This is a genomic window from Flavimobilis marinus, from assembly GCF_900113055.1.
In the GTDB taxonomy this organism is placed as follows: Bacteria; Actinomycetota; Actinomycetes; order Actinomycetales; family Cellulomonadaceae; genus Flavimobilis; species Flavimobilis marinus.
The window spans coordinates 254,735-276,439 of the sequence record NZ_FONZ01000002.1; the positions used below are offsets into that span (position 1 = coordinate 254,735).

The following is a 21,705-nucleotide window of genomic DNA, read 5'->3' on the forward strand; positions in this document are numbered from 1 at the left end:
ATCGTGTCAGACGCGACCGACAGCCGCGCGCAGCTCGTCCACACGGTTCGTCTGCTCCCACGTGAAGTCGGCGAGCTCACGGCCGAAGTGTCCGTAGGCGGCGGTCTGGCGGTAGATCGGGCGCAGCAGGTCCAGGTCGCGCACGATCGCCGCTGGCCGGAGGTCGAACACCTCGCGGATCGCGGCGCTGATGGCTGCGGCCGGGACGGTCTCCGTGCCGAAGGTCTCGACGTACACGCCGACGGGGTGCGCGCGGCCGATCGCGTAGGAGACCTGCACCTCGCAGCGCGTGGCCAGGCCCGCCGCGACGACGTTCTTGGCGACCCACCGGGTCGCGTACGCGGCCGAGCGGTCCACCTTCGAGGGGTCCTTGCCGGAGAAGGCGCCGCCACCGTGGCGCGCCATTCCGCCGTAGGTGTCGACGATGATCTTGCGACCGGTCAGACCCGCGTCGCCCTGGGGTCCGCCGATCTCGAACCGGCCGGTGGGGTTCACGAGCAGCTCGTACCCGGTCGTCTCCATGTCGAGGTCCACCGAGGCGAGCACGGGACGCACCACAACCTCGTCGATGTCCGCCGCCAGGCGCGCCTGCTTGACGTCGCCGTCGTGCTGGGTGGAGAGCAGGACGGTGTCGAGGCGCACGGGGCGGTCGCCGTCGTACTCGATCGTCACCTGCGTCTTGCCGTCGGGCCGCAGCCCGGCGACCTCGCCGCTCTTGCGCACGCTCGCGAGACGCTCGGCGAGCCGGTGGGCGAGCCAGATCGGCAGCGGCATGAGCTGCGCGGTGTCGGTGCTGGCGTAGCCGAACATGAGGCCTTGGTCGCCGGCCCCCTGCGCGTCGAGGGCATCGGCGTCAGCGGTGTCCGTGCGCGTCTCGAGCGCGTGGTCCACGCCCTGCGCGATGTCCGGGGACTGCTGACCGATCGAGACGGACACGCCGCAGGACGCGCCGTCGAAGCCTACCTTGGACGAGGTGTAACCGATGCCGGTGACGACCTCGCGCACGATCTGCGGGATCTCGACGTACGCCTCGGTGCTGACCTCGCCCGCGACGTGCACCAGCCCGGTGGTCACCATGGTCTCGACCGCCACGCGCGCCCGCGGGTCCTGGTCGAGGATCGCGTCCAGGATGGCGTCGGAGATCTGGTCGCACACCTTGTCAGGGTGGCCCTCCGTCACGGACTCGGACGTGAAGAGGCGCAGCTGGTCGGTCATGCCTGCCAGCCTAGACGCCCCGACGGCACGCGCGAGGACCCGTCCGTGAGACGGCCGTCACGCGTCCGCGGTGGCGGCGCGCGCGTCCGGTGCGTCCAGCAGCGGGACCACCGCGTCGAGGATCGCGTCGGCGACCTCGCGCTTGCTCCCGGTCGCCTCGGCGACCACGGCGCCTTCCTGGTTCACGACCACGACCGCGTTGTCCGGGCTACCGAAGCCGCGTCCGGCCGACACGTCGTTGATCGCCATGAGGTCGGCGCCCTTGCGACGAGCCTTCGCGCGGCCGTGGTCGACGACGCTCGCGTGCTCGTCCCCGGTCTCCGCAGCGAAGCCGACGACGACCTGACCGGCGCGGCGCTGTGCCGCGAGGCCGGCAAGGACGTCGGGGTTCTCGACGAGCTCGATGAGCGGCGCCGCGCCACCGGGCGCCTTCTTGATCTTGCTGTCAGCCGTGCGGACCGGGCGGAAATCCGCGACGGCCGCGGCCATGACGACGACGTCGGTCTCCGGCGCGAGGGCGGTCATGGCGGCGTCCAGCTCGGCCGCCGTCTCGACGCGGACGACGTCGATCCCCGCGGGGACCTCGAGGTGCACGTTCGCGGCGACCAGCGTGACGGCTGCGCCGCGCGCGGCTGCGGCCTCTGCGATGGCGATGCCCTGGCGTCCGGTGGACCGGTTGCCCAGGAACCGGACCGGGTCGAGGGGCTCGAGCGTCCCGCCGGCGCTCACGACCACCCGGCGCCCGGAAAAGTCACCGCGAGGGACGCCGGCGTCGTCGGCACGGCCGTTCACGAGCGCGAGGGCGGCGGCCGCGATCTCCTGCGGCTCCGGCAAGCGGCCTGGCCCGGAGTCGGCGCCGGTGAGCCGTCCCGTGGCGGGCTCGAGCACGTGCACCCCCCGCGCGCGCAGCGTCGCGACGTTCGCCTGCGTCGCGGCGTGCAGCCACATCTCCGTGTGCATCGCCGGCGCCACGAGGACCGGACAGCGCACGGTCAGGAGGGTCGTCGTGAGGAGGTCGTCCGCGCGACCCGTGGCGGCCTTGGCCAGCACGTCCGCAGTGGCGGGGGCGACGATGACGAGATCAGCGCCCTGTCCGAGCCGGACGTGCGCGACCTCGGGCACCGCGTCGAAGACCTCGTGCGTGGCCGGCTCGCCCGACAGGGCCTCCCAGGTGGCGCGGCCGACGAACGCGTAGCTCGACTCGGTCGGGACGACCCGGACCGCGTGGCCGGCCTCGCGCAGGAGGCGCAGCAGGATGGCTGCCTTGTAGGCCGCGATCCCGGCGCTCACGCCCAGGATGATCCGCACGGGTCTTCTCCTTCAGCGCTGTCCCGGGCGCTGTGGCGCCCGGGACTGGCGGGACTGGCTCAGGCGCCAGCGGCCTCGGGCTCGGTCTCGGTGACCGTCAGCAGGCCCTCGTTGATCTCGCGCATGGCGATGGAGAGGGGCTTCTCCTGGTGGCGGGTCTCGACGAGCGGGCCCACGAACTCGAGCAGGCCCTCGGAGAGCTGCGAGTAGTACGCGTTGATCTGCCGCGCGCGCTTGGCCGAGTAGACGACGAGCGCGTACTTGGAGTCGGCCCGCTCGAGCAGGTCGTCGATGGGCGGGTCGGTGATGCCCACGGGCTGAGCGACAGTTCCAGACACAGGTGAACTCCGAGAGTTGAGGGGTTGATCAACGGACCATGCTATCAGTGCACGCGGGCGTCCGGCCGGGCGCCACGCGTCGACGCTCAGGGGCGCGGCGAGAGCCCCATCACGCTGACGAGCTCGTCGGTCGCGCGCCGCACGTCGTCGTTGACGATCACGTGGTCGAACTCGGGGGCCGCGGCCATCTCGACCCGCGCCGTCGCGAGGCGCCGCTCGCGCTCCTCCGCGTCCTCCGTCCCGCGGCCCACCAGGCGTCGCACGAGCTCGTCGAAGCTCGGCGGGGCGAGGAACACGAAGCGGGCGTCCGGCATGGACTGACGCACCTGCCGCGCGCCCTGCAGGTCGATCTCGAGCAGGGCGGTCTCCCCCGCGGCGAGCCGCTCGGCGACGGGACCACGCAGGGTCCCGTAGCGGTTGCGGCCGTGCACCACGGCCGACTCGAGCAGCTCGCCCGCGGCGTCGAGGCGGTCGAACTCCTCGGTCGACAGGAAGTGGTAGTGCACCCCGTCGACCTCGCCCGGCCGCGGCGCGCGTGTCGTCGCGGACACGGACAACCAGACGTCGGGGTAACGGGCACGCAGGTCGGCTGAGACAGTGCCCTTGCCGACGGCGGTGGGGCCGGCGAGGACGGTCAGCCGGGAGGGTGTCCCGGCGTTGCCAGCAGGGTCGACGGCAGGAGTCTCGGTGGAAATCTCAGCCAAACCTCTCGATGAGTGCCGCAGCCTGGTGGTGCCCGAGGCCGCGGACACGGCGGGTGGACGCGATGCCGACCTCAGCCATGATCGCGCGAGCCTTGACCTTGCCGACGCCGGGCAGCGCCTCGAGGAGGGCTGACACCTTCATCTTGCCGATGATGTCGTCCGTCTTGCCGGACTCGATCACGGAGGACAAGGAGTCCTGAGAGTACTTCAGGCGCCCCTTGATCTCCGCGCGCACACGCCGCGCCTCGGCTGCCTTCTCGAGCGCCGCAGCTCGTTGTTCAGGGGTCAGGGAGGGAAGAGCCATGAGCCGCCACCTTCTTCGCCGTTCGCCGGACACGTCCAGGCACTGGGTGCACCTACTCCCGAACCTAGCGACCCGCGCGGCACGCGGCAATGGCTCGTCATCCGCGCAAGGCCGCACGGGCCTGGGCCGATGCCTCCCGGGCTGCCGCGCGCAGCGCCTCCCGGTCCGGCCCTGCCGCGAGGATCGCCCGGGAGGACGTCGCGAGGACCGCGCGGCCCGCGCCGGCGAACACGGTGGCGAGCTCCCTCGCCCCGGCACCCTGGGCGCCCACGCCGGGCGCGAGCAACGGGCCGTTGACGTCCGCGAGGTCCGTGCCCGTCGCTCGGACCGCGTCACCCACGGTGGCGCCGACGACGAGCCCGATCGAACCCAGCGGCGCCGCACCCTCGTTGAGCCGAGCGGCCGCAGCCGCGATCTGGGCGGCCACCGTCACGGTGCTCGCCCCGGCCCCACGCCGTGCGTGCTGCACGCTGGGCCCCTCGGGGTTCGAGGTGAGGCAGAGCACGAACAGCCCCCGGCCCGACTCGAGGGCGGCCGTGACCGCCGGGTCGAGCGCCCCGAAGCCGAGGTACGGCGAGACGGTGAGCGCGTCGGCGGCGAGCGGCGAGCCGTCGCGCAGGTACGCGTCGGCGTAGGCGGCCATCGTGGAGCCGATGTCGCCCCGCTTGGCGTCAAGCACCGTGAGCAGCCCGGCGGCGTGGGAGGCCGCGAGGACCTCCTCGAGCGCCGCCACACCGGCGGACCCGTGCCGCTCGAAGAACGCCGCCTGGGGCTTGACGGCCGCGACCGCGCCGGTGAGCGCCTCGACCACCCGCAGGCCGAGCTCCCGCACGCCCGTCGCGTCGTCAGGCAGACCCCAGTCGGCCAGGACGCCGGGGTGCGGGTCGATGCCCGCGCACATGGGCCCGGCGTCGTCCATCGCCGCCGCCAGGCGCGCCCCGAAGGGCTCCCGCGCGCTCACGAGCGCGCCGCCGTCGGGGTGGCGGACGCCGCCAGGGCGGTCATGTGCTCCTGGAGAGACTGCACCGAGAACGGGCCGGCGAGGATCGCCTCGATCCCCTGCACGGCAGCCGAGAGCTGCTGGATGGTCGTCACGATCGGCTTGTCCGCGGCCGTGGTGGCGGCGCGGATCTCATAGCCGTCCGCACGCGCCCCCTGGCCCGAGGGCGTGTTCACCACCATGTCGACCTCCCCCGCGGTGATCAGGTCGACGATCGTGGGCTCGCCGTCGGGGCCCCGCCCCGAGGAGAACTTGCGGACGACGGTGGAGGGGATGCCGTTGCGCCGCAGCACCGTGGCCGTCCCCTCGGTCGCGAGGATCTCGAAGCCGGCGTCCACGAGGTGCTTGATGGGGAACACCAGGTCGCGCTTGTCGCGGTCGGCGACCGACACGAACACGCGCCCGCTGGTGGGCAGCCCGCCGAACGCCGCCGCCTGCGACTTCGCGAACGCCGTCGGGAACTGCGCGGCCAGGCCCATGACCTCACCGGTCGAGCGCATCTCCGGCCCGAGCACCGTGTCCACGACGGCGCCCTCGGCCGTGCGGAACCGCTTGAAGGGCAGCACGGCCTCCTTCACGGCGATGGGCTGGTGCATGTCGATGACCGCGGCGTCACCCTCGGTCGGGAGCATGCCCGACGCGCGCAGGTCCGCGATCGAGTGGCCGACCATCAGCAGTGCGGCGGCCTTCGCCATCGACACCCCGGTGGCCTTGGAGACGAACGGCACGGTGCGCGACGCCCGCGGGTTGGCCTCGAGGACGTAGAGCACGTCGGAGACCAGCGCGTACTGCACGTTGAGCAGTCCCCGCACGCCCACGCCGCGGGCGATGGCCTCGGTCGAGGTGCGGATGCGGTCGAGCTCGGCCTGGCTGAGCGAGACGGGCGGCAGCACGCAGGCCGAGTCGCCCGAGTGGATGCCGGCCTCCTCGATGTGCTCCATGACGCCGCCGAGGTACAGCTCGGTGCCGTCGTAGAGGGCGTCGACGTCGATCTCCATCGCGTCGTCGAGGAACCGGTCGATGAGGATCGGGGCCAGCCGGTCGCCCGCGAGGGCGGCCTCGCCGAGCGCGCGCTGCACGTAGCCCGTGAGCTGCTCGGCGCTGTAGACGATCTCCATCCCGCGCCCGCCGAGGACGTAGGACGGCCGCACGAGGACCGGGTAGCCGATCTTCGCGGCGATCGCGACGGCGTCGGGCAGGGTCGTGGCCGTGCCGAAGGCCGGGGCGGGCAGGCCGGCCTCGGCCAGGACGCGTCCGAACACCGAGCGGTCCTCGGCAGCGTCGATCGCCTCGGGGCTCGTGCCCAGGATCGGCAGGCCGGCGTCGGCGAGCCGCTGCGCGAGGCTCAGGGGCGTCTGTCCGCCCAGCTGCACGATGATGCCCTTGACGGGTCCGGCGGCGAGCTCGGCCTCGTACACCTCGAGGACGTCCTCGAACGTGAGCGGCTCGAAGTACAGGCGGTCCGCGGTGTCGTAGTCGGTCGAGACGGTCTCGGGGTTGCAGTTGACCATGATGGTCTCGTACTCGTCCTTGAGCGCCAGCGTCGCGTGCACGCACGAGTAGTCGAACTCGATGCCCTGTCCGATCCGGTTGGGCCCGGAGCCCAGGATGATCACGGCCTCGCGCTCGCGCGGGGCGACCTCGGTCTCGGCGTCGTAGCTCGAGTAGTGGTAGGGCGTGCGCGCGGCGAACTCGGCGGCGCACGTGTCCACGGTCTTGAACACCGGGCGGATGCCGAGCGCGTGCCGCACCTCGCGGACCACTGCGTCGCCCTGCGGCCCGATCCCCCGCAGCGCGGCGACCTGGACGTCGGACAGGCCGTGCCGCTTGGCGCGCACCAGCACGTCGTGCGTGAGCGCCGGAGCGGCCGCGACCTCGGCGGCGATCTCGTTGACGAGCTGGATCTGGTCGAGGTACCACGGGTCGATCTTCGTGGCCTCGAACACCTGCTCGATGCTCGCACCGGCGCGCAGCGCCTGCTGCACCTGCACGAGGCGCTGCTCGGTGGGCCGCGAGGCCTGCGCCAGGAGGGCGTCCAGGGCCTCGCCGGCCACCGGCTCCCCGTCCCAGTGGAACGTCGTGCCGGACTTGTCGATCGAGCGCAGCGCCTTGCCGAGCGCCTCGGTGAAGTTACGGCCCATCGCCATGGCCTCCCCCACCGACTTCATCGTGGTCGTCAGGGTGTCGTCGGCCGCGGGGAACTTCTCGAACGCGAACCGCGGCACCTTGACCACGACGTAGTCGAGCGTGGGCTCGAAGGACGCGGGTGTCGACCCCGTGATGTCGTTCGGGATCTCGTCGAGGGTGTAGCCGACCGCGAGCTTGGCGGCGATCTTCGCGATCGGGAACCCGGTCGCCTTGGACGCGAGGGCCGAGGACCGCGACACGCGCGGGTTCATCTCGATGACCACGACGCGCCCGGTGTCCGGGTGCACCGCGTACTGGATGTTGCAGCCGCCGGTGTCGACGCCTACCTCGCGGATCACCGCGATGCCGATGTCCCGGAGCTTCTGGAACTCGCGGTCCGTGAGCGTCAGCGCCGGGGCGACCGTGATGGAGTCGCCCGTGTGCACGCCGACCGGGTCGACGTTCTCGATCGAGCACACGACGACGACGTTGTCCGCCTTGTCGCGCATGAGCTCGAGCTCGTACTCCTTCCAGCCGAGGATCGACTCCTCGAGGAGCACCTCGGTGGTCGGCGAGTAGTGCAGGCCCTGGCCCACGATCCGGCGCAGGTCGCCCTCGTCGTAGGCGATGCCGGAGCCGAGGCCGCCCATCGTGAAGGACGGACGCACGACCATGGGGTAGCCGAGGTCCTCCGCAGCGGCGATCGCGTCGTCGATCGTGTGCACGATGTGCGACCGCGCGCTCTCCCCCCCGCACTTCTCGACGACCTCCTTGAACTGCTGGCGGTCCTCGCCCTTCTGGATCGCGGCGATGTTCGCGCCGATCAGCTCGACGCCGTACTCCTCGAGCACGCCGGCCTCGTCGAGCGCGATCGCCGCGTTCAGGGCCGTCTGGCCGCCGAGCGTCGCGAGCACCGCGTCGGGGCGCTCCTTGGCGATGATCGCCGTGAGGACCTCGGTGGTGATGGGCTCGACGTACGTGGCGTCGGCGAACTCGGGGTCGGTCATGATCGTCGCCGGGTTGGAGTTCAGCAGGATGACCCGCAGGCCCTCCTCCTTGAGCACCCGGCACGCCTGGGTGCCCGAGTAGTCGAACTCGCACGCCTGCCCGATCACGATCGGGCCGGACCCGATGACGAGGACGCTGGAGATGTCGGTTCTGCGAGGCATCAGTTCTCCTTGGTGCTGGCAGCGTCGGTCGCGTCCGAGGCCGAGAGGCCGGACGCCGAGCGCGCGCCTGAGCTCATCAGGTCGGCGAAGCGGTCGAACAGGTAGGCGGCGTCGTGCGGGCCGGCCGCGGCCTCAGGGTGGTACTGCACCGAGAAGGCGGGGACGTCGAGGCACTCGAGGCCCTCGACGACGTCGTCGTTCAGCCCGACGTGGGACACGACCACGCGGCCGTACCTGCCGCCGTCGTGCGGGGCGGTGGCCTCCTGCCCGATCGGGGCGTCCACCGCGAACCCGTGGTTGTGCGAGGTGATCTCCACCTTGCCGGTCCGCACGTCGAGCACCGGCTGGTTGATGCCGCGGTGCCCGTACTCCAGCTTGTAGGTGCCGAAGCCCAGCGCGCGGCCGAGGATCTGGTTGCCGAAGCAGATGCCGAAGTACGGCAGGCCCGCATCCAGGACCTCGCGAAGCAAGGCGACGGCGTGGGTGGCGGCGCTCGGGTCTCCGGGGCCGTTCGAGAAGAACACCCCGTCCGGCGCGAGCGCCTGGATGTCCGTGATCGTCGCGTCGGCCGGCAGCACGTGCACGCGCATCCCGCGCTCGGCGAGGCGCTGGGGTGTCATCGACTTGATCCCCAGGTCGATCGCGACGACCGTGTGCGGGGCGCCGGGCCCCGACGGCTCCACGACGTACGCCTGCGGGGTGCTGACCTCGCCGGTCAGGTCGGCGCCGGCCATCGCCGGGGCGCCGGCGACCTCCTGGACGAGCGACTCGATCCGCCGGGGGTAGCCGTGCTCCAGCAGCGCCGGGCCCGAGAACACGCCGCCGCGCATGACCCCGCGCTCGCGCAGGTGCCGCGTGAGCGCGCGGGTGTCGATGTCGCTGATGCCGACGACGCCCTGGGCGCGCAGCTCCTCGTCGAGCGAGCGCTCCGACCGCCAGTTCGACGCCCGGCGCGCGGGGTCGCGCACCACGAAGCCCGACACCCAGATCTTGTGCGACTCGGGGTCCTCGTCGTTGACGCCCGTGTTGCCGATGTGCGGGGCCGTCATCACGACGATCTGGCGGTGGTACGACGGGTCGGTGAGCGTCTCCTGGTAGCCGGTCATCCCGGTGTTGAAGACGACCTCGCCGGTCGTCGTGCCGGTCGCCCCGAAGGCGCGGCCGGAGAACGCGCGCCCGTCCTCGAGGACCAGGACCGCGGCGTCCTCGGGGTGCTCGCCGAGCAGAGGGCTGATGGTGTCGGCAGTCATGACTGCTCCTTGGGGTCGTGGGTCGTGGCGGAGTCAGCGGGGAGCAGGGAGGCGATCGCCTGCTCGAGGGGGTCGCGGTCGGCGCGGTGGTCGGGGCGCAGGCCGGTGTCGAGGCCCCCCGCCTCCCCCGGGATGTCCCAGGTGACGACGACGATCGAGCCGTCACCGACGAACTTGCCCGCCATGCCTGAGGAACGGCGGACGCCGCGCAGCGAGGCGGCGGGGACGAAGACGTCGGCGGCGCCCTTGCGCCAGATCGCGACGCCGGCGTCGAACACCTGCACCGTGGCGCGCGAGCGGAACCCGAGGCTCCGCGTCGACACGCGGGCGAGCCAGTCCCCCGACGTCGTGGACGTGACGTAGACCGCGGGGACCTGGGCGCTGCGCGCCGCACCCACGTCGTCAGGCAGCTGCGGGAGGTCCGCGACGAGCGGGACCGCGCGGGCGCGCTGGCGCCGCCACCCGAGCAGCATCGCGCCCCAGACGACGAGCAGGAGGGCGACGAGGAACCCGATCGAGACGGGGACCGGGACGCTGCCCATCAGGCGTCCGCCCCGTCGAAGGCCGTGGCTCCGGCCGGGGCGACCGGCCGGGCGTCGAGCACGGTGGCCCGCCCGCGCAGGAACGTCGCGACGACGCGCCCGGGCAGCTCGGCACCCCGGTACGGCGAGTTCTCGCTCTGCGTCGCCTGCTCGCGCGGGACGACGACGGCGCGTACCGCCGGGTCGATCAGCGTCAGGTTGGCGGGCTCCCCCACGGCGAGGGGCCGTCCCTGCGCCGTCGGGCCCTCGTCGACGCGTCCGATCCGCGCAGGGTTGGCGGACATGACCCGCGCGACGTCGGCCCACGTCATGCGACCGGTGTCGACCATGGCAGCCTGCACCACGCCCACGGCGGTCTCGAGGCCCGTCATGCCGAACGCGGCGGCATCCCACTCGCAGTCCTTGTCCTCGCGGCTGTGCGGGGCGTGGTCCGTGGCGACGATGTCGATCGTGCCGTCGGCGAGCCCCGCGCGGACGGCCTCGACGTCCGCCTCGGTGCGCAGCGGCGGGTTGACCTTGAACACCGGGTCGTAGCCCCGGGCGTGCTCGTCGGTCAGGAACAGGTGGTGCGGGGTGACCTCGGCCGTGACCGGCAGACCGCGGCTCTTGGCCCACCGGATGATCTCGACGGACCCGGCCGTGGACAGGTGGCACACGTGCAGCCGGGAGCCCACGTGCTCGGCGAGCAGCACGTCGCGGGCGATGATCGCCTCCTCGGCGACCGCCGGCCAGCCACGCAGGCCGATCTCGGCCGACACCACACCCTCGTGCATCTGCGCGCCCTCGGTCAGGCGCGGCTCCTGTGCGTGCTGGGCGACGACGCCGTCGAACGCCTTGACGTACTCGAGAGCCCGGCGCATGAGCACAGGGTCGTGCACGCACTTGCCGTCGTCGGAGAACACGCGCACGCGCGCCGCCGACGTCGCCATCGCGCCCAGCTCCGCGAGCTGCGTGCCCTCGAGGCCGACCGAGACCGCGCCGACGGGGAAGACGTCGACCCAGCCGGCGTCGCGCCCCAGGCGCCACACCTGCTCGACGACGCCCGCCGTGTCCGCGACCGGGGTCGTGTTGGCCATGGCGTGCACGGCGGTGAAGCCGCCGGCCGCAGCGGCCCGCGTCCCGGACAGCACAGTCTCCGCGTCCTCGCGGCCGGGCTCGCGCAGGTGCGTGTGCAGGTCGACGAGGCCGGGGAGCAGGACGAGGCCGGTGCCGTCGACGTGGCGGACGTCCGCCGCGCGCGGGTCGGCGGCCAGGGTCCCGGCGTCGGCGATCGCAGCGATCACGCCGTCGAGCACGAGGACGTCGCGCAGGTCCTCGCCCAGGAGCGCGGCGCCGGTGACGAGCACGGAGTCGGTGGTGGTGCGGGGGCTCATCGGGTCTCCTCGATCGGGGCGCTCGCGGACGAGCCGGCCAGGGTCAGGTACAGCACGGCCATGCGGACGGCGACGCCGTTGGCGACCTGCTCGACGATCACCGAGCGCGGGCTGTCGGCCGCCTCCGCGGAGATCTCGAGGCCGCGGTTCATCGGGCCGGGGTGCAGCACGATCGCGTGGTCGGGCAGCATGCGCAGGCGCGCGCCGTCGAGCCCGTAGCGCCGCGCATACTCGAGCGGGCTCGGGAAGAAGCCGCCGCCGGCCCCGGACATCCGTTCGCGCTGCACGCGGAGCATCATCACGGCGTCAGGCGCGGCGGCCAGCGTGGCGTCGAGGTCGTAGCTGACCTCGCACGGCCAGGCCTCGACGCCCACGGGCACGAGCGTCGGGGGGGCGACGAGCGTGACGTGCGCGCCCAGGGTGTGCAGCAGGTGCACGTTGGACCGGGCGACCCGCGAGTGCAGGACATCGCCGACGATCGCGACGCGCAGCCCGGCCAGGTCCTCGCCGAGGCCCGGGCGCAGGTGCCGACGCAGGGTGAACGCGTCGAGCAGCGCCTGCGTCGGGTGCTGGTGCGTGCCGTCGCCGGCGTTGATCACGGCCGCGTCCACCCAGCCGGCGTGCGCGAGCAGGTGCGGCGCGCCCGAGGCCTGGTGGCGGATCACGATCGCGTCCGCACCCATCGCCTGCAGGGTGAGGGCGGTGTCCTTGAGGGACTCGCCCTTGGACACGCTCGACCCCTTCGCGGAGAAGTTGATGACGTCCGCCGACAGCCGCTTGGCGGCCGTCTCGAACGAGATGCGCGTGCGGGTGGAGTCCTCGAAGAAGAGGTTGACGACCGTCCGGCCGTGCAGCGTCGGGAGCTTCTTGATCTCCCGGGACTGCGTGGCGGCCATCTGCGCGGCCGTGTCCAGGACGACGACGGCCTCCGCGCGGTCAAGGTCGGCGGTGCTCAGGAGGTGCCTCACGCGACGCCTCCCCCGCTGATCACGACGGCGTCCGTGCCGTCGGTCTCGGCCAGCTGCACGCGCACCCGCTCGACGAGCGACGTCGGGAGGTTCTTGCCGACGTAGTCGGGGCGGATCGGCAGCTCCCGGTGGCCACGGTCCACGAGGGTCGCCAGCTGCACGGCGCGGGGGCGGCCGAGGTCCTTGATGGCGTCGAGCGCGGCGCGGATGGTACGGCCGGAGAACAGGACGTCGTCGACGAGCACGACCGTCTTGCCGTCGATGCCGGCCCCAGGCAGCCGCGTGGTGCCGATCGGCCGGGTGGGGTGCCGGTGCAGGTCGTCGCGGTACATCGTGATGTCGAGCTCACCGACGAGGTCGGCGGCGACCAGCGAGGGCTCGACCGCGCACAGGCGCTGGGCGAGGCGCTGAGCCAGCGGGAGCCCGCGCGTCGGGATGCCGAGGAGCACGAGGTCCGTGCCGCCCTTGTTGCGCTCGAGGATCTCGTGCGCGATGCGTGTCAGGGCCCGGGCGATCTCCGGGGCGCCGAGCACGGTGCGCGAGCCTTCGCTCGGCTCGGACGTGGGCATAGGTGTACCGGAGGACATCCGGCGACCTCCTTCTCCGCCTCACAGGACGGCTCTTAAAGGAATGTCTGTCGAGCACCGATGCTAGCCCCGCGCGGGGGCGGGACCGCGCGGTGTCCACACCTCGGGCGTGGCGCTACTCCGAGGGGCGCTTGAGGATGCCCTCGCGCACGACGCGACGCAGGACCTTGCCGATCTGTGACCGCGGCAGCTCCTTGACGATCTCCAGCTGCTTGGGGATCGCGTACCGCGCGAGTCGCTCGCTCGACCACGCGCGCACGGCGTCCAGGTCCACGTGCACCGCGTCCTTGGCGAGCACGATCGCCGCGACGACCTTCTCCCCCAGGTCGCCACCGGGGATGCCGACGACGGCGACGTCCTCGACCCCGGGCATGCGCCGCAGGTGCTCCTCGACCTGCGAGGGGTAGACCTTGAAGCCGCCGGTGATGATCATCTCCTTGATGCGGTCCACGAGCTCGACGAAGCCGTCGTCGTGCATCACGACCACGTCACCGGTGCGCAGCCAAGTGCGGCCGTCGATCTCGACCAGGACCTCGGCACTCTCCTCGGGCCGCTGCCAGTAGCCCGGGAACACCTGCGGCCCGGCGATCAGCAGCTCCCCGCGCTCACCGATCTCGACCTCGCGGTGCGGGTCTTCCTGGTCGGTGATGCGGATGTACGTGGACGGGAAGGGCAGGCCGAGCCGGCCGGGCTGTCGCGCAGGGCTCGTCGGGTTGCCGAGGGCGACCGGTGAGGTCTCCGTCATGCCGTAGCCCTCGATCGCGAGGCCTCCGGTGGCCTCCTCCCAGAGGGCGGCGACCTCCCCGCTCAGAGGCATCGCTCCGCAGATCGCGTACTGGAAGGTCGAGATGTCGGCGCCGGTCTCCACCGCGCGCTTCGCGAGACGCTCGAGCATCGGCGGGACCGCGGGCAGGAACGTGCCGGGACGGCGCTTCTGGGCCTCGAGCACGGCGTCGACGTCGAACTTGGGGAACAGCACGAGCGTCGCGCCTACCCGGAGCGTGAAGCTCAGGCAGAGCGTGAGCCCGAACGCGTGGAAGAACGGCAGCACGCCGTACACGGTCTCGGCGCGGCGCGGGACTCCGTCGTCGTCCGTGCCACCCATCTGGGTCCACTCCTGGCCCTGCCGGGCGTTGGTCACGAGGTTGGCGTGCGTGAGCATCGCGCCCTTGGGCGTGCCCGTGGTGCCGCCCGTGTACTGCAGGAGCGCCAGGTCGCCGGGCTCCGGGTGCGGCGCGGACGTCGACAGCGGCGTCACGCCCTTGGTCAGGTGCTCCCAGCGCACGACGCCCGCGGGAATCTCGCCGCGCATCGACGCACGGGTCTCGCGCGCCTTGGCGATCGGCAGGGTCAGCAGGAACCGCTTCAGCCCCGGCAGGTCGCGCGAGAGGTCGACGGCGACCACGGTGCGCACGTCGGTCCGGTCCTGCACCGCGGCGATGCGCGCCGCCGTCGGCTCCCACGCGATGGCGACCGTCGCGCCGGAGTCGGCGAGCTGGTGCTCGAGCTCGCCCTCGGAGTACGTCGGGTTGTGCTCCACGACGACCGCCCCGATGCGCAGCGCGGCGTAGAAGGTCACGACGTGGGTGGTGCAGTTGGGCAGCGCGATCGCGACCCGGTCGCCCTTGCGGACACCGAGCTCGAGGAGGGCCGCCGCGCCGCGGGCGACCTCGTGCGCGAGGGCCGCGTACGTCGTCGTGCGGCCCATGAAGTCGAGGGCGACGCGGTCGCCGAACTCGCGCGCGTTGCGCTCGATCGGCGCCGTCAGCGCCTCGTCGGCGACCGGGACGTCAGGGGCGACGCCCGGTGCATAGGTGCTGAGCCAGGGCCGGTGGTCGAACGCGGATGCCATGCGTCACACATTAACCTACGGGAGCGTAGGTTAGCGCCGCGAAGGTCCCTCCCGAGCGCCCGGGGCTCGCCCCGAACGGCGACGGCCCCGCACCCAGGAGGGTGCGGGGCCGTCAGGGCCTGGGCGTCAGCCGAGCAGCGTCGGCTTCAGGTCCAGGATCCGAGCGAGCAGGCCGTTGATGAACGACGGCGACTCGTCCGTGGACAAGCCGGTCGCGAGCTCTACGGCCTCGTCGATCGCGACGGGGTCAGGGACCTCGTCGTTGAACAGGATCTCCCACGTCGCGATGCGCAGGAGGGCCCGGTCGACCGCCGGCATGCGCGCGAGCGTCCACCCGTGGGAGTACGTCTCGAGCACCTCGTCGATCCGGTCCCGCCGTCCCAGCACGCCCTCGACGATGTCGACGGAGTACTGCGGCAGCGCCGTCTCGGTGCCGGGCTGGGCGATGCGGTCTGCGAGGAGGACGGCGGGATCGACCGCACGCTGCTCCGCCTCGAAGAGCACATCGAGCGCCCGCTTGCGGGCCTTGGTCCGGGCTCCCACGTCAGTCGGTCACGCGGCCCAGGTAGCTGCCGTCGCGGGTGTCGACCTTGACCTTCGTACCCTGCTCGAGGAAGAGCGGAACCTGGATCTCCGCGCCCGTCTCGACCGTGGCGGGCTTGGTGCCGCCGGTCGAACGGTCGCCCTGGAGGCCGGGCTCGGTGTACGTGATCTCGAGGACGACGGACGCAGGCAGCTCGACGTACAACGGGATGCCGTCGTTCGTCGCGACCGTGACCGTGAGGTTCTCCAGCATGTAGTTGACGGCGTCACCCACGACAGCGGCCGAGACCGGCATCTGGTCGTAGGTCGAGGTGTCCATGAAGATGAAGTCCTCGCCGTCCTTGTACAGGTACTGCATGTCGCGCTTGTCGACGTTGGCCGTCTCGATCTTCAGGCCAGCGTTGAACGTGCGGTCGACGGACTTGCCGGAGGTCACGTTCTTCATCTTGGTGCGGACGAAGGCGCCACCCTTGCCGGGCTTGACGTGCTGGAACTCGATGACGGTCCAGAGCTGGCCGTCAATCCTGAGCACGGTGCCGTTCTTGATGTCGTTGGTGGTGGCCACGTTGCATCTTCCTGTCGAGGTAAACAAGCCGCCCCATCCTACCTGCTGCGCTCCACGCCCTCCCCCAGGCGATTTTCCGCTGGGATTCTCACGCGGTCCCTGCTCTGCGCGACGCCCCGCCGACGATTCTGTGCAGATCGACGGGTCACGTGTCGATTCGCGCAGAATCGTCGGCTCCGGGTGGTATCAACGTGAAGGCCTGAGGCTGGATTATGCAGTGTTAAGGGTCTAGCCTTACCGCATGTGGGTACTGACAATCGACCAAGAATCCAGCACCCGGCTCGGGGATCGCGTGCCGGAGCTGCTGGACGCACTGGGCGGGCGGCTCGATGACCATCCCGGTCTCGCGCTGCCCTTCGAGCGCACGGTCGGCGACGAGGTCCAAGGTCTCCTCTCGAGTCCTGACGCAGCCTGGCTCGCGATCCGCGAGACGGTCCGCACCGGCGGCTGGTCCATCGGTGTGGGCGTCGGCGGCGTCGACCGCCCGCTCGGCCGGTCCGCCCGTGCGTCGACCGGGGCAGCCTTCCTCCACGCCCGCGAGGCCGTCGAGCGCGCCAAGTCCGCGACGTCCGCGGTCGCGCTGGCCGTCGAGGGCCCAGACCCGGACCGTGCGCGCCATGCTGAGGTCGTGCTGCGCCTCGTCGGCGCGTTGCTCGCGGACCGTAGCCCGGCGGGCTGGGAAGCTGTCGACGCGCTGACGTCCGACGACGCCTCCAGCACGCAGCGCGAAGCCGCCCGGCGGCTCGGCATCAGCCCGTCCGCGCTCAGCCAACGTCTGCGCGCCGCGCACTGGTCCGAGGAAGCCTCCGCCACGGAGCTCGTGGTCCACCACCTCCGAGCGTCCGACCCCACCGCTACTGTCGATCCTGATCAGGACTCGCCCACTGACAGGAGCACGCGGTGACCGGCTGGACCACGGGAGACTGGGCGATCGCACTCGCGATCGCTATGGCCGCGCTCACTGCCTCCGTGACGCTCGGCAGCCCACTGACACGGGCCGTCCTCAAGGCCGCGGGCAATGCGAGTGACACCGCAGAGAGGGCGCCCGGCAAGGAGACGATCGACAGCGCGGAGGCCGTCCTGAGCGGCGGCAGGTGGATCGGCATGCTGGAGCGCTTCGCCATCACGGCGAGCCTCCTCGTCGGATACCCAGCGGCGATCGCTGTCGTTGTCGCCGTCAAGGGACTGGGCCGTTTCCCCGAGCTCAAGGACAAGCCCGCCGTCTCGGAGCGGTTCGTCATCGGAACGCTCGCCTCCATGGTCTGGTCGGGGGCGCTGGGTGCGATCGGTGCATGGGCGATCCGTCTGCTCTGAACCCGCGCTTCCCTCCCTCCACAGGTGCCGCAGCACCGCGCCGTTGTCCCCTCCTGAAGCGGTCAGCCGACATCCTGCTGGCGAGGATGCGCCTCTTGACCTATGCCTCGACGAGTCGATCAGCACTGGGAGCCGCCGCACGCCGCGTGGCAGCGCGGTCTCTTCACCGCCGCGCAGGCCCGCGCCGCCGGCATGAGTGCCCGGCAGACGGCGTACCGGCGCCAGACAGGCGTGTGGGTCACCGTCGCGGGCGCCGGCATACGGTTGGCCGCGCACGAGCCTGACCGCGACGCGGGGCCCATGGCCGTCGCGCTCACGTGGCCGGACGCCGTCGTGTGCGGTCCCGCCGCCGCGCGGTTCCACGGTGCGCCCGCGCCGGTGAACCTGATGGACGCGTGGACTCCCGTGGACCGCCGTCCCCTGAGCGGACTCGTTGCCCACCGCTTCCCTCTCGACGAGTCAGACGTCCTCACCGTCGCCGGGATGCGCGTGCTGGCTCCCGAGCCGGCATACATCGATGCGCTGCGGCGGCTGCCTGAACGCGACGCCGTCGGACTGTTCGCGTGGTTGAGCACCCGTCGACGGCTTGGCGGCGACGCTCTCGTCACGGCTCTGGCCCGGCGACCGCGCACACCGGGCAACGCGGTGCTGGCCGGGCTCGTAGCCCGGGCTGACTCTGGTGCACTGAGCCCTGCCGAGGACGTGCTGCACGAGATCCTTGCGGACGCACAGATCGTGGGGTGGCAACCGAACGTCCCCCTGCGTGACGCCCGCGGCATCATCGGTGTCGTTGACGTGCTGTTCGCGGCGGAGCGCCTCGCCCTCGAGGTCGATGGGCGGTCCGCCCACGGCCGGGAGCAGTTCCAGGCCGACCGGAGCCGGCAGAACCGGTTGATCGCGGCCGGCTACCTCGTGCTCCGGTTCACGTGGCAGGACCTCACCCGATGTCCGCGTGACGTCGCGGGTCAGATCGCCGCGATCCTGCGCACCCGTCGCGGGAGCTCTCGCGACTAGCTGCGGCCCTCACGCTCTTTCTGCGTGATTCGACAACTTATCTGTCGATTCGCGCAGATGCAGCGGGCACGAAATCACGTGAGGGCGCGGAGGGCCAGGTGGTAGCTCTCGAAGCCGAAGCCCGCGATCGTTCCTGTGGCGACCGGGCCGATCACCGACGTGTGGCGGAAGGTCTCGCGCGCGTAGGGGTTCGAGATGTGCACCTCGACCAGGCGCAGCCCGGCCTTGGTGACCTGCGCCGCGGCGTCGCGCAGCGCGTAGGAGTAGTGCGTGAACGCGGCGGGGTTGAGCACGACGTCGTACCGGGCGTCGACGGCCTCGTGCAGCCAGCCGACGAGGGCCGACTCGTCGTCGGTCTGGCGCACCTCGACCTCAAGGCCGAGCTCGCGGCCCCAGCCGTCCGCCGCCGCGACGAGGTCGGGGAACGACAGCGCGCCGTAGACGTCGGGCTCCCGCACGCCGAGGCGACCGAGGTTGGGACCGTTGAGGACGAGGACGCGGCTCATGCCGCACACCCTAGCCGGGCAGCTGCCCGACGACGGCGCTAGTCTCAGAGCGAGACCGCGCGGCTCCCGGGCGCCTCCGAGGAGATCTCCGCGTACGCCGCGGCCAGGAGCGTCGGGTCCGGACCCTCGAGCCGCGTGGGCCGCCCGACGTCGTCGAGCACGATGAAGCGCAGCACGGCACCGCGACTCTTCTTGTCCCGCCGCATCGCCCCGAGCAGCTGCTCCCAGCGGTCGCCGCGGTAGGTGACGGGTAGCCCGACCGACGTGAGCACGGCGCGGTGGCGATCGACGACGTCGTCGTCCAGCTTGCCGGCGAGGCGCGCGAGCTCGGCCGCGAAGACCATGCCGACGGACACGGCCGCGCCATGGCGCCAGGCGAACCGCTCGACGAGCTCGATCGCGTGGCCGAGCGTGTGCCCGTAGTTCAGGAACTCGCGGTCGCCGGCCTCCTTGAGGTCGCGCGCGACGACGTCGGCTTTCCACTGCACCGCGCGCTGCACGAGCTCGGTCAGCACGTCGTCCGGCGTGGCGGACGCGCCCTGCGTGAGTGCGCCGGCGTGCTCCTCGACGAGCGTGAGCACGCGCTCGTCGGCGACGAAACCGCACTTGATGACTTCGGCCAGCCCAGCCACGAAGTCCCAGCGCGGGAGCGTCTCCAGGGCGGCGAGGTCGCACAGCACGCCCGCGGGCGGGTAGAAGGCGCCCACGAGGTTCTTGCCCTCGGCGGTGTTGATGCCCGTCTTGCCGCCCACGGCCGCGTCGACCATGGCGAGCAGCGTGGTCGGGATGTGCACGACCTTGATGCCGCGCAGCCACGTGGCGGCGACGAACCCGCCGAGGTCGGTGGTCGCTCCCCCGCCGATGGTGACGACGGCGTCGGACCGCGTGAAGTCGGCCTGGCCGAGCACCTGCCAGCAGAACGCCGCGACCTGCGCCGTCTTGGACTCCTCGGCGTCGGGGACCTCGGCCTGGATAGCGTCGTAGCCCTGCGCGATGAGGTCGTCACGGACGGTGTCGGCTGTGGTGAGCAGCGACGTCGGGTGCACGATGAGGACCTTGCGGACCTTCTCCCCGAGCATCGTGGGCAGCTCGCCGAGCAGGTGGCGGCCGATGACGACGTCGTAGGGAGCCTCTCCCTCGACACGGACGCGGACGTTCGACATCAGGCGTTCTCCTCGGTCGGGGTCGGCGCGCCCTCGAGCGCGTCCAGGATCTCGCGGGCGATCTCGTGCTGCGCGCGGCCGTCCGTGATGATCCGGAGCGTCGCGACGGACTCGTACACCGGGCGGCGCGCGTCCATGAGCTGTTGCCACTGCGCGCGGGGGTTGCCGAGCAACAAGGGCCGTGACCGGTTGAACCCGACGCGAGGCGCGGCGTGCGCGAGCGACACGTCGAGGAAGACGACGACGCCGCCCCGGCTCGCGTAGTCGGCCAGCACTGTCTGGGTCTCCGGGGCGAGCACGGCTCCCCCGCCCAGGGCGACGATCCCGTCGTGCTCGGCGACGGCGGCGGCGACGGCCGTACGCTCGAGGTCGCGGAAGTGCTGCTCACCGTCGTCGACGAAGATCTCGGTGACGGGCTTGCCCACGGCGGCGACCACGTCGTCGTCGGTGTCCCGGACCGTCCAGCCCGTCAGGCGGGCGAGGGCGGCGGCGACGGTGGACTTCCCTGCGCCGGGCGGGCCGGCGAGGACGACGCGGGGGGCGGTGGACGGGGTGGGGGCGGGCACGGGATCGAGGCTACCGGCTCAGCGAAGCAGCTCTGGGATCGCGTCCAGGTAGGCGCGCGCGTTGCGCGCAGTCTCGGCCACGCTGTCACCGCCGAACTTCTCGACGACCGCCTCGGCCAGCACGAGTGCCACCATCGCCTCTGCGACGACGGCCGCCGGCGGCACTGCGCACACGTCGGACCGCTGGTGCTGTGCCTGGCTCGGCTCGCCCGTCGCCACGTCGACGGTGCGCAAGGCGCGCGGCACGGTGGAGATGGGCTTCATCGCGCCGCGCACCCGCAGCACCTCGCCGTTGGACATCCCGCCCTCGACTCCCCCGGCGCGGTTCGAGAGCCGCTGCAGGGTGCCGTCCTCGCCCCGCACGATCTCGTCGTGGGCGGCTGAGCCGCGCCGTGCGGCGGTGCGGAAGCCGTCACCGATCTCCACACCCTTGAACGCCTGGATGCCCATGACAGCAGCGGCGAGCCGTGCATCCAGGCGGCGGTCCGCGTGCACGTACGTGCCCAGGCCGGACGGCACGCCGTACGCCAGGACCTCCACGACACCGCCCAGGGTGTCACCGTCCTTGTGGCACTGGTCGATGAGCGCGACCATCGCCTCGGACGTCACCGCGTCGTGACAGCGCACGGGGTCTGCGTCCAGGGCGGCGACGTCGTCGAAGGTCGGGAGCGCAGCGTCGTCCGGAACCGCGACGGGGCCGATGCTCACGACGTGCGACACCAGGCGCACGCCCACAGCCTGCTCGAGGAACTTCGCGGCGATGGTCCCGAGCGCGACACGCGTGGCGGTCTCCCGGGCCGAGGCACGCTCGAGGACAGGACGGGCGTCGTCGAAGCCATACTTGCGCATGCCGACGAGGTCGGCGTGCCCAGGGCGCGGCCGCGTGAGCGGGCGGTTGCGGGCCACCTCGCGGACGTCACCGGTGCCCGCATCGACCTGGAGCGCCTCCGGCGGGACGGGATCGGCCGACATCACGTCGACCCACTTGGGCCACTCGGTGTTCCCGATCTCGACCGCGAGCGGGCCGCCCTGGGTCACCCCGTGCCGGAGACCAGCGAGAACACGAACCTCGTCCTGCTCGAACTTCATCCGCGCACCTCGGCCGTAGCCGAGACGCCGCCGCGCGAGGGCGGCCTGGATGTCGGCCGTCACGACCTCGACGCCGGCGGGCAAACCCTCGAGCATCCCGACGAGGGCGGGACCGTGCGACTCACCTGACGTCATCCACCTGAGCATGCGGCAAGTGTTCCACGACTCAGCGGGCCGGCAGGCCCTCGACCGCAGTACGGACCGAGGG

22 protein-coding genes are annotated in these 21,705 nt (G+C 72.1%); 3 read left to right on the forward strand and 19 right to left on the reverse strand.

The window, feature by feature from the left end; translation table 11 throughout:
• Positions 1 to 6: 6 nt before the first annotated feature.
• The 15 genes from metK to efp form a co-directional block, all read right to left on the reverse strand.
• Positions 7 to 1,215 carry a methionine adenosyltransferase gene (gene metK, locus BMZ30_RS06200; RefSeq protein ID WP_093376237.1) on the reverse strand — a complete coding sequence of 403 codons (1,209 nt, stop codon included), beginning with the start codon at positions 1,213 to 1,215 and terminating at the stop codon, positions 7 to 9.
• A gap of 57 nt (positions 1,216 to 1,272) precedes the next feature.
• Positions 1,273 to 2,523 (reverse strand): bifunctional phosphopantothenoylcysteine decarboxylase/phosphopantothenate--cysteine ligase CoaBC, encoded by a 1,251-nt coding sequence (gene coaBC / locus BMZ30_RS06205; protein WP_093376239.1) that lies wholly within the window; start codon positions 2,521 to 2,523, stop codon positions 1,273 to 1,275.
• Between the two features lie 59 nt (positions 2,524 to 2,582).
• Entirely contained in the window at positions 2,583 to 2,861 is a 279-nt protein-coding gene (gene rpoZ / locus BMZ30_RS06210; protein WP_093376241.1) for a DNA-directed RNA polymerase subunit omega, read from the reverse strand.
• Between the two features lie 86 nt (positions 2,862 to 2,947).
• Positions 2,948 to 3,565: a guanylate kinase gene (gmk, locus tag BMZ30_RS06215; RefSeq protein WP_093376243.1), complete on the reverse strand. Its 618-nt coding sequence runs from the start codon at positions 3,563 to 3,565 to the stop codon at positions 2,948 to 2,950.
• Positions 3,558 to 3,869 (reverse strand): integration host factor, actinobacterial type, encoded by a 312-nt coding sequence (gene mihF / locus BMZ30_RS06220; protein WP_093376245.1) that lies wholly within the window; start codon positions 3,867 to 3,869, stop codon positions 3,558 to 3,560. The genes gmk and mihF overlap by 8 nt, the downstream gene beginning before the upstream one ends.
• A 97-nt stretch (positions 3,870 to 3,966) precedes the next feature.
• On the reverse strand, positions 3,967 to 4,830 hold the full coding sequence (gene pyrF / locus BMZ30_RS06225; RefSeq protein ID WP_219810197.1) for an orotidine-5'-phosphate decarboxylase: 864 nt from the start codon (positions 4,828 to 4,830) through the stop codon (positions 3,967 to 3,969).
• Positions 4,827 to 8,165, reverse strand: coding sequence for a carbamoyl-phosphate synthase large subunit (gene carB, locus BMZ30_RS06230; protein ID WP_093376247.1), 3,339 nt, complete (start codon positions 8,163 to 8,165; stop codon positions 4,827 to 4,829). The genes pyrF and carB overlap by 4 nt, the downstream gene beginning before the upstream one ends.
• Positions 8,165 to 9,415 (reverse strand): glutamine-hydrolyzing carbamoyl-phosphate synthase small subunit, encoded by a 1,251-nt coding sequence (gene carA, locus BMZ30_RS06235; RefSeq protein WP_093376250.1) that lies wholly within the window; start codon positions 9,413 to 9,415, stop codon positions 8,165 to 8,167. Before carA ends, carB begins: the two co-directional genes overlap by 1 nt.
• Positions 9,412 to 9,957 (reverse strand): PH-like domain-containing protein, encoded by a 546-nt coding sequence (locus BMZ30_RS06240; protein ID WP_093376253.1) that lies wholly within the window; start codon positions 9,955 to 9,957, stop codon positions 9,412 to 9,414. The genes carA and BMZ30_RS06240 overlap by 4 nt, the downstream gene beginning before the upstream one ends.
• Positions 9,957 to 11,330 (reverse strand): dihydroorotase, encoded by a 1,374-nt coding sequence (locus BMZ30_RS06245; protein ID WP_093376256.1) that lies wholly within the window; start codon positions 11,328 to 11,330, stop codon positions 9,957 to 9,959. The genes BMZ30_RS06240 and BMZ30_RS06245 overlap by 1 nt, the downstream gene beginning before the upstream one ends.
• Positions 11,327 to 12,298 (reverse strand): aspartate carbamoyltransferase catalytic subunit, encoded by a 972-nt coding sequence (locus tag BMZ30_RS06250; RefSeq protein WP_093376258.1) that lies wholly within the window; start codon positions 12,296 to 12,298, stop codon positions 11,327 to 11,329. The genes BMZ30_RS06245 and BMZ30_RS06250 overlap by 4 nt, the downstream gene beginning before the upstream one ends.
• On the reverse strand, positions 12,295 to 12,885 hold the full coding sequence (pyrR, locus tag BMZ30_RS06255) for a bifunctional pyr operon transcriptional regulator/uracil phosphoribosyltransferase PyrR (RefSeq protein WP_093376261.1): 591 nt from the start codon (positions 12,883 to 12,885) through the stop codon (positions 12,295 to 12,297). Before pyrR ends, BMZ30_RS06250 begins: the two co-directional genes overlap by 4 nt.
• 115 nt (positions 12,886 to 13,000) lie before the next feature.
• Positions 13,001 to 14,737, reverse strand: a complete 1,737-nt coding sequence (locus BMZ30_RS06260; RefSeq protein WP_093376263.1) for an AMP-binding protein — start codon at positions 14,735 to 14,737, stop codon at positions 13,001 to 13,003.
• A gap of 126 nt (positions 14,738 to 14,863) precedes the next feature.
• The gene (gene nusB / locus BMZ30_RS06265; protein WP_093376264.1) at positions 14,864 to 15,280 is read right to left on the reverse strand and encodes a transcription antitermination factor NusB; all 417 of its coding nucleotides are present in this window, start codon (positions 15,278 to 15,280) and stop codon (positions 14,864 to 14,866) included.
• A gap of 1 nt (position 15,281) precedes the next feature.
• Complete coding sequence (efp, locus tag BMZ30_RS06270; protein WP_093376265.1) at positions 15,282 to 15,845, reverse strand: elongation factor P; 564 nt, start codon at positions 15,843 to 15,845, stop codon at positions 15,282 to 15,284.
• Positions 15,846 to 16,086: 241 nt separating this feature from the next.
• Between efp and BMZ30_RS06275 the strand changes: the two genes are divergently transcribed.
• From BMZ30_RS06275 to BMZ30_RS06285, 3 genes are all read left to right on the forward strand, one after another.
• Positions 16,087 to 16,749 carry a winged helix-turn-helix transcriptional regulator gene (locus tag BMZ30_RS06275; protein WP_143073139.1) on the forward strand — a complete coding sequence of 221 codons (663 nt, stop codon included), beginning with the start codon at positions 16,087 to 16,089 and terminating at the stop codon, positions 16,747 to 16,749.
• Positions 16,746 to 17,159: a hypothetical protein gene (locus BMZ30_RS06280; protein WP_229828549.1), complete on the forward strand. Its 414-nt coding sequence runs from the start codon at positions 16,746 to 16,748 to the stop codon at positions 17,157 to 17,159. The genes BMZ30_RS06275 and BMZ30_RS06280 overlap by 4 nt, the downstream gene beginning before the upstream one ends.
• Positions 17,160 to 17,261: 102 nt before the next feature.
• Positions 17,262 to 18,173 carry a type IV toxin-antitoxin system AbiEi family antitoxin domain-containing protein gene (locus BMZ30_RS06285; protein WP_093376267.1) on the forward strand — a complete coding sequence of 304 codons (912 nt, stop codon included), beginning with the start codon at positions 17,262 to 17,264 and terminating at the stop codon, positions 18,171 to 18,173.
• Positions 18,174 to 18,247: 74 nt separating this feature from the next.
• Here BMZ30_RS06285 and BMZ30_RS06290 read toward each other — a convergent pair whose 3' ends face one another.
• The 4 genes from BMZ30_RS06290 to aroC are packed head-to-tail and all read right to left on the reverse strand — an operon-like array spanning position 18,248 to position 21,644.
• Positions 18,248 to 18,679 (reverse strand): type II 3-dehydroquinate dehydratase, encoded by a 432-nt coding sequence (locus BMZ30_RS06290; RefSeq protein ID WP_093376269.1) that lies wholly within the window; start codon positions 18,677 to 18,679, stop codon positions 18,248 to 18,250.
• A gap of 44 nt (positions 18,680 to 18,723) precedes the next feature.
• Entirely contained in the window at positions 18,724 to 19,842 is a 1,119-nt protein-coding gene (gene aroB / locus BMZ30_RS06295) for a 3-dehydroquinate synthase (RefSeq protein WP_093376271.1), read from the reverse strand.
• On the reverse strand, positions 19,842 to 20,408 hold the full coding sequence (locus BMZ30_RS06300) for a shikimate kinase (RefSeq protein WP_093376273.1): 567 nt from the start codon (positions 20,406 to 20,408) through the stop codon (positions 19,842 to 19,844). Before BMZ30_RS06300 ends, aroB begins: the two co-directional genes overlap by 1 nt.
• 18 nt (positions 20,409 to 20,426) lie before the next feature.
• Positions 20,427 to 21,644: a chorismate synthase gene (gene aroC, locus BMZ30_RS06305; protein ID WP_093376275.1), complete on the reverse strand. Its 1,218-nt coding sequence runs from the start codon at positions 21,642 to 21,644 to the stop codon at positions 20,427 to 20,429.
• Between the last annotated feature and the right edge of the window lie 61 nt (positions 21,645 to 21,705).

Bases quoted from the DNA above. Each gene is read 5' to 3' on its own strand.
- aroB (WP_093376271.1), bottom strand. From the start codon at position 19,842: ATGTCGAACGTCCGCGTCCGTGTCGAGGGAGAGGCTCCCTACGACGTC.
- metK (WP_093376237.1), bottom strand. From the start codon at position 1,215: ATGACCGACCAGCTGCGCCTCTTCACGTCCGAGTCCGTGACGGAGGGC.
- pyrR (WP_093376261.1), bottom strand. From the start codon at position 12,885: ATGTCCTCCGGTACACCTATGCCCACGTCCGAGCCGAGCGAAGGCTCG.
- mihF (WP_093376245.1), bottom strand. From the start codon at position 3,869: ATGGCTCTTCCCTCCCTGACCCCTGAACAACGAGCTGCGGCGCTCGAG.
- BMZ30_RS06285 (WP_093376267.1), top strand. From the start codon at position 17,262: ATGCCTCGACGAGTCGATCAGCACTGGGAGCCGCCGCACGCCGCGTGG.
- aroC (WP_093376275.1), bottom strand. From the start codon at position 21,644: ATGCTCAGGTGGATGACGTCAGGTGAGTCGCACGGTCCCGCCCTCGTC.
- BMZ30_RS06275 (WP_143073139.1), top strand. From the start codon at position 16,087: ATGTGGGTACTGACAATCGACCAAGAATCCAGCACCCGGCTCGGGGAT.
- BMZ30_RS06245 (WP_093376256.1), bottom strand. From the start codon at position 11,330: ATGAGCCCCCGCACCACCACCGACTCCGTGCTCGTCACCGGCGCCGCG.
- BMZ30_RS06260 (WP_093376263.1), bottom strand. From the start codon at position 14,737: ATGGCATCCGCGTTCGACCACCGGCCCTGGCTCAGCACCTATGCACCG.
- BMZ30_RS06240 (WP_093376253.1), bottom strand. From the start codon at position 9,957: ATGGGCAGCGTCCCGGTCCCCGTCTCGATCGGGTTCCTCGTCGCCCTC.
- carB (WP_093376247.1), bottom strand. From the start codon at position 8,165: ATGCCTCGCAGAACCGACATCTCCAGCGTCCTCGTCATCGGGTCCGGC.
- BMZ30_RS06290 (WP_093376269.1), bottom strand. From the start codon at position 18,679: ATGAGCCGCGTCCTCGTCCTCAACGGTCCCAACCTCGGTCGCCTCGGC.
- carA (WP_093376250.1), bottom strand. From the start codon at position 9,415: ATGACTGCCGACACCATCAGCCCTCTGCTCGGCGAGCACCCCGAGGAC.